16 protein-coding genes are annotated in these 16808 nt (G+C 67.3%); 8 read left to right on the top strand and 8 right to left on the bottom strand.

Features of this window, described 5'->3' with window-relative positions; all coding sequences use genetic code 11:
* Positions 1–2: 2 nt before the first annotated feature.
* Positions 3–764, bottom strand: coding sequence for an SDR family NAD(P)-dependent oxidoreductase (locus tag NQ204_RS17270; RefSeq protein WP_256644495.1), 762 nt, complete (start codon positions 762–764; stop codon positions 3–5).
* 37 nt (positions 765–801) lie between these two features.
* On the opposite strand from NQ204_RS17270, the gene NQ204_RS17265 reads away from it, so the two are divergent.
* From NQ204_RS17265 to NQ204_RS17245, 5 genes are all read left to right on the top strand, one after another.
* Complete coding sequence (locus NQ204_RS17265; protein ID WP_256644508.1) at positions 802–1800, top strand: LysR family transcriptional regulator; 999 nt, start codon at positions 802–804, stop codon at positions 1798–1800.
* 99 nt (positions 1801–1899) lie between these two features.
* Complete coding sequence (locus tag NQ204_RS17260) at positions 1900–3423, top strand: thioredoxin family protein (RefSeq protein WP_256644507.1); 1524 nt, start codon at positions 1900–1902, stop codon at positions 3421–3423.
* A gap of 519 nt (positions 3424–3942) precedes the next feature.
* On the top strand, positions 3943–4569 hold the full coding sequence (locus NQ204_RS17255; protein WP_256644494.1) for a superoxide dismutase: 627 nt from the start codon (positions 3943–3945) through the stop codon (positions 4567–4569).
* The gene (locus tag NQ204_RS17250) at positions 4569–5147 is read left to right on the top strand and encodes a flavin reductase family protein (protein ID WP_116864126.1); all 579 of its coding nucleotides are present in this window, start codon (positions 4569–4571) and stop codon (positions 5145–5147) included. Before NQ204_RS17255 ends, NQ204_RS17250 begins: the two co-directional genes overlap by 1 nt.
* A complete protein-coding gene (locus tag NQ204_RS17245; protein ID WP_116864125.1) occupies positions 5144–5497 on the top strand; it encodes a tetratricopeptide repeat protein in 354 nt (117 codons plus the stop codon). Before NQ204_RS17250 ends, NQ204_RS17245 begins: the two co-directional genes overlap by 4 nt.
* A gap of 5 nt (positions 5498–5502) precedes the next feature.
* Here NQ204_RS17245 and NQ204_RS17240 read toward each other — a convergent pair whose 3' ends face one another.
* Both NQ204_RS17240 and NQ204_RS17235 read right to left on the bottom strand, forming a co-directional pair.
* Positions 5503–6651, bottom strand: a complete 1149-nt coding sequence (locus tag NQ204_RS17240; protein ID WP_256644493.1) for a fatty acid desaturase family protein — start codon at positions 6649–6651, stop codon at positions 5503–5505.
* A gap of 12 nt (positions 6652–6663) precedes the next feature.
* Complete coding sequence (locus NQ204_RS17235) at positions 6664–7734, bottom strand: ferredoxin reductase (protein WP_256644492.1); 1071 nt, start codon at positions 7732–7734, stop codon at positions 6664–6666.
* 92 nt (positions 7735–7826) lie between these two features.
* Here NQ204_RS17235 and fabR point away from each other — a divergent pair, with 92 nt between their 5' ends.
* Complete coding sequence (gene fabR, locus NQ204_RS17230; RefSeq protein ID WP_116864122.1) at positions 7827–8486, top strand: HTH-type transcriptional repressor FabR; 660 nt, start codon at positions 7827–7829, stop codon at positions 8484–8486.
* A gap of 383 nt (positions 8487–8869) precedes the next feature.
* On the opposite strand, the gene mntR is transcribed toward fabR, so the two are convergent.
* The gene (gene mntR / locus NQ204_RS17225; RefSeq protein ID WP_108769078.1) at positions 8870–9331 is read right to left on the bottom strand and encodes a manganese-binding transcriptional regulator MntR; all 462 of its coding nucleotides are present in this window, start codon (positions 9329–9331) and stop codon (positions 8870–8872) included.
* A 116-nt stretch (positions 9332–9447) separates the two neighbouring features.
* Here mntR and NQ204_RS17220 point away from each other — a divergent pair, with 116 nt between their 5' ends.
* Positions 9448–10779 carry an Nramp family divalent metal transporter gene (locus NQ204_RS17220; RefSeq protein WP_116864121.1) on the top strand — a complete coding sequence of 444 codons (1332 nt, stop codon included), beginning with the start codon at positions 9448–9450 and terminating at the stop codon, positions 10777–10779.
* Positions 10780–10910: 131 nt separating this feature from the next.
* Here the strand turns inward: NQ204_RS17220 and NQ204_RS17215 are convergent, their stop codons facing one another.
* The 4 genes from NQ204_RS17215 to NQ204_RS17200 all read right to left on the bottom strand — a co-directional run bounded on the left by NQ204_RS17215 (position 10911) and on the right by NQ204_RS17200 (position 15214).
* Entirely contained in the window at positions 10911–11237 is a 327-nt protein-coding gene (locus NQ204_RS17215; protein WP_116864120.1) for a thioredoxin family protein, read from the bottom strand.
* Positions 11209–11688: a flavodoxin gene (locus tag NQ204_RS17210; protein ID WP_243402721.1), complete on the bottom strand. Its 480-nt coding sequence runs from the start codon at positions 11686–11688 to the stop codon at positions 11209–11211. Before NQ204_RS17210 ends, NQ204_RS17215 begins: the two co-directional genes overlap by 29 nt.
* Before the next feature lie 13 nt (positions 11689–11701).
* The gene (locus NQ204_RS17205) at positions 11702–12742 is read right to left on the bottom strand and encodes a ribonucleotide-diphosphate reductase subunit beta (protein ID WP_256644491.1); all 1041 of its coding nucleotides are present in this window, start codon (positions 12740–12742) and stop codon (positions 11702–11704) included.
* Between the two features lie 108 nt (positions 12743–12850).
* Positions 12851–15214, bottom strand: a complete 2364-nt coding sequence (locus tag NQ204_RS17200; protein WP_116864117.1) for a ribonucleoside-diphosphate reductase subunit alpha — start codon at positions 15212–15214, stop codon at positions 12851–12853.
* 432 nt (positions 15215–15646) lie between these two features.
* On the opposite strand from NQ204_RS17200, the gene NQ204_RS17195 reads away from it, so the two are divergent.
* Positions 15647–16624, top strand: a complete 978-nt coding sequence (locus tag NQ204_RS17195) for a zinc-binding dehydrogenase (protein ID WP_116864116.1) — start codon at positions 15647–15649, stop codon at positions 16622–16624.
* The last annotated feature ends 184 nt before the right edge of the window (positions 16625–16808 follow it).

The following is a 16808-nucleotide window of genomic DNA, read 5'->3' as shown; positions in this document are numbered from 1 at the left end:
GGTCAGACGAACATGCCGCCGGAGGCTTCCACGCGCTGGGCATTGACCCAGCCGGTGAACGGCGACAGCAGTGCCACCACCACCGGACCGATATCGTCGGGCAGCCCCGGGCGACCCAGTGCGGTGATCGAGGAGACCATGGCATTCATCTGCGCATCATCGCGCACGCGGCCGCCACCGAAATCGGTCTCGATCGCACCCGGTGCCAGCGTGTTGGCGGTGATTCCGCGCGCACCCAGCTCCTTGGCGAGGTAACGGGTGAACACCTCGATGCCGCCCTTCATCATCGCGTAGGCCGAGCTGCCCGGCAGCGAGAAGCGGGCCAGGCCGCTGGACACGTTGAGGATGCGGCCGCCATCGGCGATCAGCGGCAGCAGTGCCTGGGTCAGGAAGTACGGCCCCTTCAGGTGCACGGCCACCGCGTGGTCGAACTGCGCCTCGGTGGTCTCGGCGATGGGTGCGTACAGTCCTTCACCGGCGTTGTTGAGCAGGCCCTGCAGGCCACTGACACCCCACTGCTGCAGGGCGTCGCGCAGCTGGGTGGCGAAGGCCGGGAACGCCGAGCTGTCGGCCACGTCCAGCGGCAGTGCCAGCGCACGGCGGCCCAGCGCCTGCACCTGCTGCACGACCTCGGCGGCGGCGTCGGCCTGCGATCGGTAGGTGATCACGATATCGGCACCGTCGCCGGCCAGGGCCAGCGCGGCGTTGCGGCCGAGGCCGCGGCTGCCACCGGTGATGAGGACGACACGGGAGGAAGTAGTCATGGCGGGCACCTGTCTGGGAGGAAGTGTGGCCAGACTATTGGGATTGCCGGCGCGCATAAATCGCGCGATCCTGATTTTACTGTTCAAGCCAGACGAACAATCCATGGACCGCCTCGACACCCTGCGCGTCTTCCTGCGCGTCACCGAACTGGGCTCGTTCACCCGCGCCGCCGACAGTCTGGGTCTGCCCAAGGCCAGCGTCTCGCAGGCCATCGCCCGGCTGGAGGCCGAGTTGGGCACCCAGCTGCTGCACCGGACCACGCGCCGGGTGCACCTGACCGCCGACGGCGCGCAGCTGCAGCAACGCGCGCACGATCTGCTGGACGACATGGACGAACTGCAGAACCTGTTCCGCCACGAGACCAGCGAGCTCAGCGGCCGGCTGCGGGTGGACATGCCCGGCGGCATGGCCCGCAACCTGGTCATCCCGCAGCTGCCCGCCTTCCTCGCCCTGCACCCGGGCATCGAGGTTGAACTGAGCGCCACCGACCGCCGCGTGGACGTGGTACGCGAAGGCTTCGACTGCGTGCTGCGGGTCGGCACCCTGGATGACAGCAGCCTGATCGCACGCCCGCTGGGGCAGATGCGCATCCTCAACGTGGCCAGCCCGGCCTACCTGGCCGCGCACGGCACGCCGCGCGAACTGGCCGACCTCGACCAGCATCGGCTGGTGCACTACGTGGGCACCCTCGGCCAGCGTTCGCCCGGCTTCGAGTACTTCGATGGCCAGCGCTACCAGACCTGGCCGATGCGTGGCGCGCTGACGGTCAACAGTGCCGATGGCTACAGCGCCGCCGCGCTGGCCGGGCTCGGCATCATCCAGGTGCCGGAGATGGGCGCGCGCGAAGCGCTGCGCGACGGCCGCCTGGTGGAAGTGCTGCCGGACTGCCTGGCCGAGCCGATGCCGGTGAACCTGGTCTATGCGCAGCGCCGCCACCTGCCACGGCGGGTCGAGGCATTCATGACCTGGCTGGCAGACCTGCTGGCGGCGGAGTGCGGTAGTGCCAGCCGCTGGCCGGCAGCTGCGGCGCCGTAGTCCCCGGCATATAGCGGGCCGCAAGCCGGTCATAAGCAAACTGCATCAGCACAGGCGGGCGGGCTTCCTACAATGGCCCTTCACCCCCGTTCCTTCGAGATGCTGCCGATGCGCGCTGCCCTTCCCCTGTTGCTGCTGGCTACCGCGCTGAGCGCCTGTTCTCCCGCGCAGGCGCCGGTGGCGAGCGCGAAGGCTGCCGAAGCCGCGCCTGCAGCGGCCATTGCCTGGCGCCAGGGCGATGTCGACGATGCCTTCAACGAAGCCGCCGAGACCGGCAGGCCGGTGCTGCTGTACTGGGGCGCAGTGTGGTGCCCGCCGTGCAACCAGCTGAAGGCTGGCCTGTTCAAGGATCCCGCCTTCATCGCGCTGACCGGCAAGTTCGTGCCGGTGTACCTGGATGGCGACGAGGAAGGCGCGCAGGCCTGGGGCGAGCGCTTCGGCGTGCGCGGCTACCCGACCCTGATCGTGCTCGACCCGCAGCGCAACGAAATCACCCGCGTAGCCGGCGGCAACGACGCCGCCGAACTCACCCGCACGCTGACCGTGGCCGCCAGCCGACGCAGCGCCGTGGCCGAGACCCTGGCCACCGCCCTGTCGACCCCGGCCAAACTGGGCGCGGAAGACTGGCAGGTGCTGGGCGACTACGGCTGGGAAGTGGATGCGAACCGTCTGGCCGGCCAGCGCAAGGCCGACGAGGTACTGCGCCAGCTGGCCAAGGCCGCGCCCGACGCCGCTCTGCAGCGCCGCTTCGCCCTGCTGGCCCTGGCCACCGCGGAGAAGCCGACCACGCCGCCAACCGAAGTACGCGAGCTGCTGCAGGCGGTGCTGGCACAACCCACCGAAGTCCGCCGCAACCGCGAGCTGCTGGGCTATGCCGGCGCCAACCTGGTGAAGCAGGCCAGTGCGGGCCCGGCCAGCAGCAATACGCTGGGCCAGCAGCTGCTGATGGCCCTGGACCGCGCCGACGCCGAACGTGGCAACCGCGCCGATGATGCGTTGTCGCGCGCACTGATCGAAGTCTCGCTGGCCCGCCAGCAGCAGCCCGAAGGTGCACTGCCTGCGGCGCTGGTGCAGCGGGTGAAGCAGCGGGTGACCGCCGCCGACGCCGCGGCCACGGATGCGCACGCGCGCCAGGCCACCATCAGCAGCGCGGTCTACGCACTGCGCGAAACGGGCGACGACGCCGGCGCCGAAGCGCTGCTGCTGGCCGAGCTGAAGCGCAGCCAGCAGCCGTACTACTACATGCCCGAGCTGGCCGAACTGGCCGAGAAGCGCGGCGATACGGCTGGTGCGCTGGCGTGGCTGAAGCGTGCCTACGACGGCGCACAGGGCCCGGCCACGCGCGTGCAGTGGGGCGTGCTGTACGTGGAGGGCCTGCTGCGGCTGGCCCCGGACGATGCCCCGCGCATCGAGCAGGCCACCGATGCCTTGATTGCCGAGCTGCAGGCGCAGCCGTCGGGCTACCACCAGCGCACGAAGCAGCGTTTCGAACGGCTGGCGGTGCAGTTGAAGGCCTGGGGTGGCAAGCACCGGGGCGCGGAGACGCTGGCGCGGCTGCAGCAGCGGATGCAGCAGGCGTGTGGCGAGCAGATCGACAGCGCGTGCCGCGGTTGGTTGAGCTGAGTTTGATTTGAAAGCGCTGGCGGGTTGTTTCGCTGCCGCGGCGCTTTTGTTTATACGTGAGGGAGGGGGCGGGGGCCGCTGGTCAGGACACGCAAAAGCCCCTCCATGGTGCTCGATGGCGCCATCCCTGGCGCCAACGGTCCTGCCCAGCGGCCCCCGCCCCCTCCAGACAGTTTCCTGCGAGCGCGGGCAGCGCATCACCGCGCCGGTGAGGATTCGGGTAGCCGCTTTGCTTTTGCTCTTGCCTTTGAATCCGCCTCCGCGCCGGCGCGTGAAACTGTCGGGCGCGGGTGGGTGGACGCAGGCAGGACCGCAGGCGCCATGGATGGCGCCTACGAGCCCCCATGGATGGGTTTACGGCGTGTCCTGCCTGCGTCCACCCAACCGCGCAATCACGGAAATCCCAAAGCGCCATCAGCGCACGCTTCCCACCCCCCCTCTTGACCTCAACCAAAGTTGAGGTGCGATAACAGTCTCCCCGAGGCCAACCCGCTGGCCTTCCCCACGGAGACTGTTGCAATGCCCTACTCGCTCCCCGCCCTTCCCTACGCCTACGACTCCCTGGAACCGCACTTCGATGCGCGCACCATGGAGATCCACCACGGCAAGCACCACCAGACCTACATCAACAACCTCAACGCCGCACTGGAACAGGCCGGCATTGCCGACACCCCGGTGGAAACCCTGATCGCCGACCTCGACGCGCTGCCCGAGTCCGTCCGCGGCGCGGTGCGCAACAACGGCGGCGGCCACGCCAACCACAGCCGGTTCTGGACGGTACTCAGCGCCACCGGCGGCACGCCGGATGCCGAACTCGCCGCTGCCATCGACCGCGATCTCGGCGGTTTCGCAGCCTTCAAGGACGCCTTCAGCAAGGCCGCGCAGACCCGCTTCGGCAGTGGCTGGGCGTGGCTGACCAGCGATCGCGACGGACGCCTGCAGGTCGAAAGCAGTGCCAACCAGGACAGCCCGCTGATGGGCGCGGCGGTCGGCCTGTCCGGCAATACGCCCATCCTCGCCCTGGATGTCTGGGAGCACGCCTACTACCTGCACTATCAGAACCGTCGCCCCGACTACATCGGTGCGTTCTTCAACATCATCGACTGGGCCGAGGTCGGCCGTCGCTACCGCCAGGCGCGCGCCTGATGGACGCCGGCGGCAGTGCCTATGCCGGGCCGTGGGCGGGGGTCTTCCCCGCCCCGGCGCCAGCGCCCTCGGTGAACCTGCCGCCGCGCGCCCTGCGCCGGCTGCTCGGCCACTACCCGACCGGCGTGGCCATCGTCACCGCACGCGACGCGCGGGGACACGCGCACGGGCTGACCATCAACTCGTTCGTGCCGGTCTCGCTGCAGCCGCCGCTGGTGCTGTGGAACCTGGCTCTGCACGCGAAGCGCCTGCGCGTGTTCCAGCATGCGACCCGCTTCACTCTCAGCGTGCTGGGTGCCGGGCAGGAAGCCCTGGCACGACGCTTCGCCGATCCGAGCGTGCGTGATCGCTTCGACGACGTGCCGTTGCTGGAGGGCGGGGAAGACACACCGCCGCGTATTGCCGGTGCGGTCGCACACCTCAGCTGCAGCCGGCACGCGCAGTGGCCGGTGGGCGACCACCTGCTGCTGGCCGGCCGCATCATCGATGTGCAGGAAACCGGTGGTGCGCCCTTGATGTTCCATCGCGGCCGCTTCCTGCCCGGGCCGCTTGAACTGCCGCATGAGGTACAGCCATGAACATCGAAGCACTGGAGGCAATGCTCGCCAGCGGCAAGGACAGCGCGCTGCTGCGCTTCGGCCTGGGCAGGAGCTGGCTGGACGCCGGCCAGCCCGTGCACGCCGCCACCCACCTGGCACGCTGCGTGGCGCTGGATCCGGAGTATTCGGCGGCGTGGAAGCTGCTGGGCAAGGCTTGGCTGGCCGGTGGCCAGCCGCAGGCGGCACGCGCGGCGTGGCAGCGTGGGCTCAGCGTGGCCGGCAGCAAGGGCGACCAGCAGGCGCGCAAGGAGATGCAGGTGTTCCTGCGCCGGCTGGACCGCGTCCCGCAGGACGGCGATCCGCCGGCGGTGCTGGCCAAAGCCAGCTGAAGCCCTCAGCCCGCGTTGGCGGGCGCCGGTGCCGGCATGATGTCCGGCATCGGCAGGCGGCGCGGCCTGCTCGGGAAGGCGTGGCGCAGGATGCGCCAGACCACCTGCGCGAACTGGCGCGGCAGCGAGCCGTTGTTGTAGTGCTGGCCGTAGCGGCGGCAGATCTCCTTCACTTCCTTGGCGATGGCCGCATAGCGGTTGGCCGGCAGGTCCGGGTAGAAGTGGTGCTCGATCTGGTGGCTGAGGTTGCCCGACAGCACGTTGATGATGAAGCCGCCGCTGATGTTCGAAGAACCGCGCAGCTGGCGCAGGTACCAGTGGCCGCGCGATTCATTGCGCAGGCATTCCTTCGGGAAGGTTTCCGACTCGGCGGTGAAGTGGCCGCAGAAGATGATCACGTAGGTCCAGACATTGCGCATGCCGTTGGCAACCAGGTTGCCCAGCATCACCGGCAGGAAGAACGGGCCGGCCAGCAGCGGGAAGAACACGTAATCCTTCAACACCTGGCGGACCATCTTGCGCGCCACCGGACGGGTCTGCAGCCACATCGCACGGCTGCTGATGCGCCCCTTGAACCAGCGGCCCAGGCGCAGGTCCTGCGCGGCCACGCCCCACTGGAACAGCAGCGCGAAAATCGGCGCGATGATCGGCTGCATCAGGTAGAACGGCGACCAGCGCTGTTCCGGGAAGATGCGCAGCAGGCCGTAGCCGATGTCATCATCCATGCCACGCACGTTGGTGTAAGTGTGGTGGCGGAAATTATGGGTCTTGCGCCAGTTGTCGCCGGTGGCAACGATGTCCCACTCGTAGGTGTTGCCGTTGAGCTTGGGGTCGCCGGTCCAGTCGTACTGACCGTGCATCACGTTGTGGCCCAGCTCCATGTTTTCCAGGATCTTGGCCAGCGCCAGCAGCAGGGTGCCGGCGATGCAGGCCGGCCACAGCAGCGGTGCCCAGAACAGCGGCGAGAACGCGCCCAGGAACAGCAGGCCACGGCCCAGCACGCTCGACCAGCGCACGGCGGCGGCCACGCGGCGGATGTAGCGGGTGTCGGAGGCGCCGAGGCTGCCCAGGATACGGTCACGGATCGCGTCGAGCTCGGCACCGAAGGCGTTCATCTCGGCGGGGCTCAGGGCACGGTCGGAAGCGCGGGTCATGGCAGCAGGTCCTCAGAGATCCAAAGTCAGGTCGGTGGTCGGTGCGCTCACGCAGATCCGCACCGGCTGCGCCGTTTCGGACTGCATTTCACCGGTGCGCAGGTGGCGGGTGGTGCCACTGACGCGGTCGCAGGTGCAGCTGTTGCAGATACCCATGCGGCAGCCGTGCTTGGGCTTGATGCCCTGGGCTTCCAGGCTTTCCAGCAGCGAACGGCCGCGCGCGACCTTCAGCTGGCGGCCGCTGCGGGCCAGGGTCAGGGCAATCTCGCCGGCGCTGTCGGCATCGCTGAGCGGTGCCGGCGGAGTGAAGGCCTCGGCCTGGAAACCGGCGACCTGGTGCACCAGGCGCTGCCGCGCGGCGGCGACGAAGCCATCCGGGCCACAGGCCAGCACGTGGCGCTGCGCCAGCGGGGTATCGTCGCCGGCCACGGCCAGCGAATGGGTATCGATGCGCGCAGCCGGTACCTCGCCCTCGCGGGTGGTCAGCAGGTGCACGCGCAGGTTCGGGGTCGCCGCAGCCAGCGCCTGCAGTTCATCACGGAACTGGAAGGCCGCCGCGTGGCGTTCCCAGTAGAACAGGTCCACCGGCGCGGCCAGCGGGCGCTGGCAGGCCTCGCGCAGCAGGCTGCGCATGGGCGTGATGCCGCTGCCGGCAGCCAGCAGCAGCACCGGTGCAGCGGCCGGCATATGGAAGTCACCAAAGGCCGCATCCAACCTGAACAGATCGCCGGGCTTGGCGTGATGGACCAGATGCTGGCTGATCGCTCCGCCCTCCACCGCCTTGATGGTGATGGCCAGCTCTCGGCGGCCCAGCGCGGTCGGGCTGTAGCTGCGGCGCAATACGCGCCCTTCAAGCTCCACACCCAGGGTGATGTGCTGGCCGGCGCGCATGCCGGCCCAGTGCCGATTGCAGCGCAGGACCAGGGTAGCGGCGCCCTCGCCGGCCGGCTCGCGCCGGACCAGGCGGGCCAGGGGCTCGCGCAGGGTCCACAACGGATTCAGCTGGCCCGCCCAGAAATCGAACAACGTCGGCGACAGCCAGCGGTACGGGGAAAACAGGGACGGACGGATGACAGCGCTCATGGGCGCACTATACGGCCGCACATACACCTGTGTATACATGTGTATATTGCTCCGGATTGGGTATGATTCAGCCTTGCCCCTCCGGAAGTGCCATGGCCGCCGCCACCGTTCTGTCGCCGACCGAAGATGCCAACAGCCCGGCCCGCCGTACGGTGAGCCGCGAGGACCTGTTGGCCGCCGCGCTGAAACTGATCGGCCCGCACCGCAGCCTGTCCACGCTGAGCCTGCGCGAAGTCGCACGCGAAGCCGGCATTGCCCCGAACAGTTTCTACCGGCAGTTCCGCGACATGGACGAACTGGCCGTGGCCCTGATCGACGTCGCCGGCCGCTCGCTGCGCACGATCATCGGCGAAGCCCGCCAGCGCGCCACCTCCAGCGCAACCAGCGTGGTGCGCGTGTCGGTGGAAACCTTCATGGAGCAGCTGCGCGCCGACGACAAGCTGCTGCACGTGCTGCTACGCGAAGGCGCGGTGGGCTCGGACGACTTCAAGCACGCCGTCGAACGCGAACTGCACTACTTCGAAGAAGAACTGCAGCACGACCTGGTGCGACTGGCCGCACTGGACGGCGCCAAGCTCTACAAGCCGGAACTGGTGGCCACCGCCATCACCCGCCTGGTGTTCGCCATGGGCGCCACCGCGATGGACCAGCCGCCGGAGAAAGACCCGGAGCTGGTCGAACAGATTTCCACGATGATCCGCATGATCATCGTCGGCGCCCGCACCCCCGCCGCGTTCCGCCGCGGCAGGTAAGCACCGGGGTCGGATCCGCTTCCACGGGAAACGGCTCTGACCCCTGATATCGGGTTGTCGAGCAAGCTCGACTCTACGGATTCCGCTTCCTGGAGGGGTCAGAGCCCGTTGCATTGCAACGGGATCCGACTCCGTGCCGACCAACGGTCGGCACCCACCAACAGCAGTGTCATGCCGTTCCCACAGTTCGCGGACAACTGTCGAAGGCGGGGTGGGTCCGGTTGAGGGGGCGTGAGCCGCATGGATGCGGCGACCGAGCTTACAGGGACGTACTTGCAGCGTCCCCCTCAATCGGACCCACGCCGCCATCCCACGGAATGCAGGCTTTTCGAAGTTGACGTTGACGTTGCAGCGGGTGCAGGGCAGCAAGCCCTGCCAAGACCTCAGCCCTCAGCCTTCCTCACGAACGCCTCGAACAGCGCCAGCGTCTGTTCGCTGACATGATGCTCGATGCCCTCGGCATCACGCCGCGCCGTATCCGGGTCCACGCCCAGCGCCAGCAGGAAGCGCTCCACGGTCTGGTGCCGCTCGCGACTGGCATGGGCCAGCGCCTCGCCTTCCGGGGTCAGGAACACGCCGCGGTACGGACGCTGTACCACCCAGCCATCCCGGGCCAGGCGCCGCAGCATCTTCGCCACCGTCGGCTGGGCCACGCCCAGGCGAGTGGCGATATCGACCTGGCGCGCTTCACCGCCGTCGGCCAGCAGGTCGGAAATCAACTCCACATAGTCCTCGACCAGCTCCATCCGGTGTGCCTCGCGCACCTGCCGGAAGCTCTCGACCTGGCGCTCGGCCTCGATCAAGGGAGGGTTCTTTGCCGATGTCGAAGCGCCTGTCTTGCCCACGCGAGTGCCTGTCCTGCCGATGACTTCCGGATCTGAACCTGAATTCTGGACCAGTGACGCAGCAAAGACGATTGTTTCACATTGCTAATGGATATAGCAGTGGCTATATTGCAGCCATGAATACCGTCGCGCCCGCCGACTCCCCGGCTGCCCCCGCAGCCAGCCTCGGCGCGCTCAACGCCTCGGTGGCCGTGCCCGACAAGGGCCACTGGTGGTTCCGCCTGCTCGCCTTCATTGGCCCTGGCTACATGGTCTCGGTTGGCTACATGGACCCGGGCAACTGGGCCACCGACCTCGCTGGCGGTTCGCGCTTCGGCTACCTGCTGCTCTCGGTCATCCTTGTTTCCAACCTGATGGCGGTGATCCTGCAGGCGTTGTCTGCACGGCTGGGCATCGCCACCGGCATGGACCTGGCCCAAGCCTGCCGTGCGCGCTATCCGCAACCGGTCAACCTGGCGCTGTGGGCCCTGTGCGAAGCGGCAATCATCGCCTGCGACCTGGCCGAAGTGATCGGCACCGCCATCGCGCTGAAGCTGCTGTTCGACCTGCCGCTGCTGTGGGGTGCGGTGATCACCGCGCTGGACACGCTGCTGGTGCTGCTGCTGATGAACCGCGGTTTCCGTGCACTGGAAGCCTTTGTCATCGCCCTGCTGATGATCATCTTCGGCTGCTTCCTGGTGCAGATCGCGCTCGCCGCGCCACCAGTGATGGAGGTGCTGGGTGGCTTCATCCCGCGCACCCAGGTGGTCACCGATCCGCACGCGCTGTACATCGCCATCGGCATCATTGGCGCGACGGTGATGCCACACAACCTCTACCTGCACTCGTCAATCGTGCAGACCCGCGCCTATCCGCGTACCGATGCCGGCCGCCGCAGTGCGCTGCGCTGGGCGGTCACCGACAGCACCATCGCGCTGACTCTGGCGCTGTTCATCAACGCCAGCATCCTGATCCTGGCCGCGGCGGTGTTTCATGCCAATGGCCGTTTTGATGTAGAAGACATCGAACAGGCGCACCAGCTGCTGGCACCGATGCTTGGCGTCGGCCTGGCCTCGACCCTGTTCGCGGTGGCCCTGCTCGCCTCGGGCCTGAACTCCACGGTTACCGCCACCCTGGCCGGGCAGATCGTGATGGAAGGTTTCCTGCATCTGCGCTTGCCGCCGTGGCTGCGGCGCTTGATCACCCGTGCGCTGGCGATCATCCCGGTGGTGGTGGTGATCCTGCTGTTCGGCGACCAGGGGGCGGTGAAGCTGCTGGTGCTGAGCCAGGTGGTGCTGTCGATGCAGCTGCCGTTCGCGATCATTCCGCTGGTGCGGCTGGTGACCGACAAGGCCACGATGGGCGCGCTGGTGGCCCCACGCTGGCTGGGCAGCATCGCCTGGGTGATCGCGGTGGTGATCGTGGCGCTGAACGTGAAGCTGCTGGTGGATACCTTCGCCGGCGCGTAAGCCGCAGGGCGGATCCCTTGCCGCATGTAGAGTCGAGCCATGCTCGACTCACCACGCACCACGCGAACGGCAGCTGAGCATGGCTCGGCTCTACAGTGCATTCCACGCCGTGCGTTGTCCGGGGGCCGGCGCTACAGATGCAGCGCGATTGCAGCTTCAATCTGCTGCGGCGACTGGAACCCGGCCAGCCGCTGCCGCTCATCCCCGTTGCGGAACAGCGACAAGGTCGGCGTCTGCCGCAGCCCCAGTTCGCGGAAGAACGCCTCGCCCAGCACCTCCAGCTGCACGCGCAGCAGGGTCGTGCCCTGCCCCGCCACACTGTTGGCCACGCGGTGCAGCGACATCTCCAGCATCCGGCAGCCTGGGCACTGGTCCTTGTGGAAATCCACCAGCACCCTCGGGTGCTCGGCCAGCAGCTGCTGGAACTGCTCAGGCGTGGTGGCGTCGATGATCTGCATCGTGATTGCTCCAGTAATGGGCCAGGACCGCATCGGTCCAGGCGTCGATGGCCGCGGCATCGCGTGCGCCATGCGGCATCTGTTCGATTTCCAGTGGCGGGTAGCTGCTGTTGAAATAGCGGATCAGCCGGTGCACGGCGCCGCAGTAGTACTCCTGCCCCCACTGCGTTTCGCCGGTACCAAACACCGCCAGCTGGCGCAGGCGCTGGCCACGCTCGGCGATGCCGGCCACCCAGGCCTTCATCTCTGCGGGGGTGCGCCCGGCGTTGTCGGTCCAGCTGCCCAGCAGCACCAGGTCGGCCTCATCGGCGGCCAGGGGTGCGACCGATCGCAGGTCATCGACCTCCTGCCAGTGCACCACGTGCCCGGCGGCGTGGTAGCGCGCGCGGATGTGGCGGCCCAGCTCGCGGGTGTTGCCGCTCAGCGAGGCCACCACCAGCAGGATGCGCAGCGCCGCACCCGACTCAGAGGTCGTCGAAGCCGTTGTCGACGTTGGTCTTCTTGTAACTTGCATTGCGCATCTCGAAGAAGTCTGTCTTGGTCTCGGTGAAATTGTCGGCGTAGGCCTTGATCCACGGCATCACGTTGTCGGTGGTGTCGCTGTACAGGCGCTCGATGCCGAGCATGCCGGCCATCTTGTTGGCACGGTACTTCACGTAGCGGGTCATTTCCTCCACGTCGATGCCGTCGATGCCATCCAGCACTTCCGACGACCACTGCGTTTCCAGCTCGATTGCATGCTCGAACGCCTGGTGCACGTAGGCCGTCAGTTCGTTGGTCTGCAGCGCCGGGTTCTCGCCGATGATGGCGCGGATCAGCTCGCTGATGAACTTGGTGTGGGCCAGCTCGTCGCGGTTGATGAAGCTGATGATCTTGCCGGTACCGGTCATGCGGTTCTGCCGCACCATGTTGTAGAAGTACGCAAAGCCGGAATAGAAGTTGATGCCTTCCAGGATGGATGACTGGATCAGCGACTTCAGCAGGGTCTCGGCGGTCTTCTCGCGCATGAAATCGTCATACGCCCCCATGATCGGCGCGTTGCGCTTTATGATGGTCGGGTGCGTGCGCGCGATCTCGAAGACCCGGTTCTGGTTGGGCAGATCGGTGATCGAGGCCAGCACATAGCTGTAGCTCTCGTTGTGGATCACCTCCTGCTGGCCGATGATCGCCGCGTTGGCATGCGCGGCCGGGTCGGTGATGTACTCGGCCACGTTGTAGATGAACCGGGTCTGCGGCGAATCGAGCGTGGCCAGCAGACCGATGATCGAGTCGTAGGCGTTCTTCTCGCGCCCTGACAGCTCGCCGTACTGGCGCACGTCCAGCTTCATGTCCACCTCGTCGGGGATCCAGAAGTTGGTCGACAGCTCCTTGTAGGCCCGATAGAACGACGGGTACGGGATGTCGTTCCAGTTGAGGATGCCACTGGTGCGCCCGTTGATGATGCTGGTGCTGCGGTTGGGGTGGCGCGGTTCGAGGATCTTGATGCGGTCGAGGGGGGTTGCCATGGTTTTCTGCCTTCGGATTGCATGCGTTGCGTTTGTAGAGCCGAGCCCATGCTCGGCTGCGTTGCGCTTGAGCCGAGCGTGGGCTCGGCTCTACAGGATTCGCAGCGATCAGCTCGAGCACCACTCGCATTCGCTGATGTCGATGTCGTTGGAGCGCACGTAGTACGTGGTCTTCAGGCCCTCGCGCCACGCGCTCAGGTGCAGCTCCAGCAGCGTGCTGGCGCGGATGGTGCTGGGCACGTACAGGTTGAAGCTGATGGCCTGGTCGACGTGGCGCTGGCGGCGGGCGTTCTGCCGTACGCTGGCGAACTGATCGACCTTGTAGGCGCCCTTTTCGTAGTACGGCCACGTTTCCAGCGACAGCCCCGGCGCAGCGACCGGACGGCGGAAGTCCTTCTTTTCCTCGTAGTAGAACGCGCTGTAGATCGGGTCGATCGATGCGGTGGAACCGGCGATCTGCGCGGTGCTCATGTTCGGCGCCACCGCCAGCAGCCAGCCATTGCGCAGACCGTGCGTTGCAACGTCGCGGGCCAGGCTGTCCCAGCCCGCCCCCTCGTAGCGGCGGTCACGGAAGTAGGCGCCGGTCTGCCAGTCGCTGCCGGCGAACATCGGATAGCTGCCCTTCTCCTTCGCCAGCTGCGCGCTGGCCTGGATGGTCAGGAAGTTGATGCGCTCGAACAGCGTGTCCGACAGCGCCTCGGCTTCGGGTGTTTCCCAGTAGATGCCCTGCTGGGCCAGCAGGTGGTGCCAGCCGAAGGTGCCCAGGCCGATGGCGCGGTACTTTCGGTTGGTGATGGTGGCCTGCGGCACCGGCAGCGCGTTGAGGTCGATCACGTTGTCGAGCATGCGCACCTGGATCGGGATCAGGCGCTCGAGCACGTCCTTGGCCAGCAGATCGTCCGGCGCAGTGATCGACCGGCCGAGGTTGATCGAGGACAGGTTGCAGACCACGAAATCGCCGGCGCGGCGGGTGGTGACGATCTGGTCGCCGCTGACGATCTCCTGGATCATCCGCGTCGGGCTCATGTTCTGCAGGATCTCGGTGCACAGGTTGCTGGAATACACCATGCCCGCATGCTTGTTCGGGTTCTTGCGGTTCACTTCATCGCGGTAGAACAGGAACGGGTTGCCGGTTTCCAGCTGGCTGACCATGATCCGCTTGAACAGATCGATGGCGCGCACGGTGCGGCGGCTGATGCGCTCGTCGCCCACCAGTTCGGCATAGCGGTCCCGGAAGCTGCCCGCGCCGCGCGTTTCATCGTAGAAGTCCTGCAGGTACCAGCCCTTGGCCTGCTTCACTTCGTGCGGGTCGAACAGGTACCAGTCAGCGCGGCGCTCCACCGCCTCCATGAACAGGTCCGGCACGCACACCGCCGTGAACACGTCGTGCGCGCGCAGGCGCTGGTCGCCATTGTTCAGGCGAAGATCGAGGAAGGCCTCGATGTCGCGGTGCCAGATGTCCAGGTACACCGCCACCGCGCCCTTGCGCTGGCCGAGCTGATCGACCGACACGGCGGTGTTGTTGAGCTGCTTGATCCACGGCACCACGCCACCGGAGGAATTGGGTACACCGCGGATCGGCGCGCCGCTGCTGCGCACATAGCCCAGGTAGGCGCCGACGCCGCCACCGTGCTTGGATACACGGGCGATATCGGTGTTGGAGTCATAGATGCCCTGCAGGCTGTCATCCACCGTATCGATGAAGCAGCTGGACAGCTGGCCGCCGACCTTGCCGGCATTGGCCAAGGTGGGCGTGGCCACGGTCATGTACAGGTTGGACAGCGCCCAGTACGCTTCGCCGACCAGCTGCATGCGGCGTTCCCTGGGCTTTTCGTCCTGCATCAGGTACAGCGCGATGGTCAGCCAGCGCTCCTGCGGCAGCTCGTACACCTCGCGGCTGCGGTCGCTGGCCAGGTAGCGCGTGGCCAGCAGGTACAGGCCGTTGTAGGCAAACAAGCGGTCGCGTTCGGGATCGATCATCTGCCCGGCCCGCTGCAGTTCGTCCTTCGAATAGCAGCGCAGGATGTCGTTGCTGTACACGCCGCGGTCGGCCAGGCTTTCCTGCAGGCCCACGTAGGAACCGTACTTCAGGCTGACGTCGTAGAAGCGGTTGCGGCTGGCGCGCTTGTACAGCCGGCGCAGGTACAGCCGCGCGGCAAACTGCTCCCACTCCGGCGCCACCAGATCCACGCGCGATTCGGCCTCGCGGATCAGCAGGTCCACCAGGTCATCGGCGCTGATGCTGGGCTTGCGCTCGACCATCGCCTGCACCACGCGGCGATAGTCGCCCACGTCCAGCTGCGGGAACTCGGCGTGCACGCTGTCGATGCTGCGCTGCAGGCGTCCGGCCTCGAACGGCAGGCGGCGGTTGCCGGCTTCCTTGGTGATCCAGGTGGGCACACGTTCGCCACCGGCGCGCATGGCGTCGCCGGCGCCGGCCAGATCGGCCGCGCGGTAGGTACTGTCGGTCATTGTCCTGCGTCTCCAGGCACGCGCGCCTCGAAGCGTCGATGCCATGGCGGCCCTGCGCGCGATACCGGCGCCCAAGGCAATCGGTTGGTGTGCCATTGCGCGGGAACGTCAGACCGTCAGCGATGAGCCTGCGCCTGCGGCCGGTATCCGGGCCGTGGGTAGCGATCTGCGTCCGCTCGATGGCGGCCGCGTCGACACGGCAAGCCTTCAGGGGCGGGCCGCGGGACGTTTGCTGCATGTCCGGCGGCGGCGGCTGACCGGGAGTGACGGCCCCAACATAGTGGGGATATTGGAGATCGTCAACACAAGATGCGGTAATCACGAAATGCCGCGACGATCCGTCGCAGGATGCCGTGTTGCACCACCGGCGCCTTGTCGACGCCGCCGCCATCCCCAGTTGGTTACAACCTCCTTTTCAACCGGAAGTCCCCCATGCGTGCTGCCCAGTACACCGCCTTCGGCGATCCCGCCACCGTCCTTGCCATCGCCGATGTCGCCCTGCCCGAACCCGGCCCCGGCGAAGTGCGCATCCGCACCACGCTCGCCTCGATCCACAACCACGACCTGCTGACCGTACGCGGCCTGTATGGCTACAAGCCGACCCTGCCGGCGGTCGGTGGAAGCGAAGCCCTGGGCGTGGTCGATGCGCTGGGCGAAGGTGTTGAAGGCCTGCAGGTCGGCCAGCGCGTCGCCGCCGCCTCTGTGCATGCCACCTGGGCCGAGGCGTTCACCGCGCCGGCACGGATGGTCATCCCGATGCCCGACGCCATCGCCGACGAAACCGCGGCACAGCTGATCGCGATGCCGCTGAGCGCGCTGATGCTGCTGGAATTCCTGAAGGTGGAAGCCGGCCAGTGGGTCGTGCAGAACACCGCCAACGGTGCGGTGGGCAAATCGCTGGCGATGCTGGCCCGCGCCCGCGGCGTCAACGTGGCCAATCTGGTGCGCAATGCCAAGGCGGTCGCGCAGCTGCAGGCGCTGGGCGTCGAGCATGTGTTCGATACCTCGCAGGACGGCTGGAAGGACCGCGTGCGTGCAGCCACCGGCGAAGCGCAGGCGGCGGCCGCCGTCGATTCCATCGGCGGCGAAGCCAGCGCCGATCTGGTCGACCTGCTCGGCCTGCACGGCACGCTGGTGTCGTTCGGCGTGATGAGTGGCGAGGCGATGCGCATCCCGGCCAGTGGCCTGATCTACAAGGAAGCCACGGTGAAGGGCTTCTGGGGCAGCAAGGTCAGCCAGGCGATGGCGGTGGAAGACAAGCGCCGCCTGGTGGGCGAACTGCTGCAGCGCGCGGCCAGCGGCGAACTGACCCTGCCGGTGGACGGCATCTTCGCGCTGGACGACATCACGGCCGCCGCGACCGCCAGCGCGCAGTCGGGGCGTGGCGGCAAGGTGCTGCTGCGGGTCTGATCGCCAGAGGGTGGAGCCGAGCGTGGGCTCGGCTCCACACGGAGGTGGGGCCCAACGGTCCGCACCCACCCATCAACGGCTCAGATGCAGGAAAATCACGTGCCCGTCGTTCAGGGTGTTGATGTGGTTGATGATCTGCTTGCGCGGGTATCCCACCACGTCGTAAAACTCTGTGCCTTCGAAC

The sequence above is a fragment of the Stenotrophomonas testudinis genome (assembly GCF_024499815.1).
In the GTDB taxonomy this organism is placed as follows: Bacteria; Pseudomonadota; Gammaproteobacteria; order Xanthomonadales; family Xanthomonadaceae; genus Stenotrophomonas.
This window is presented reverse-complemented; position numbering and strand designations above follow the sequence as displayed.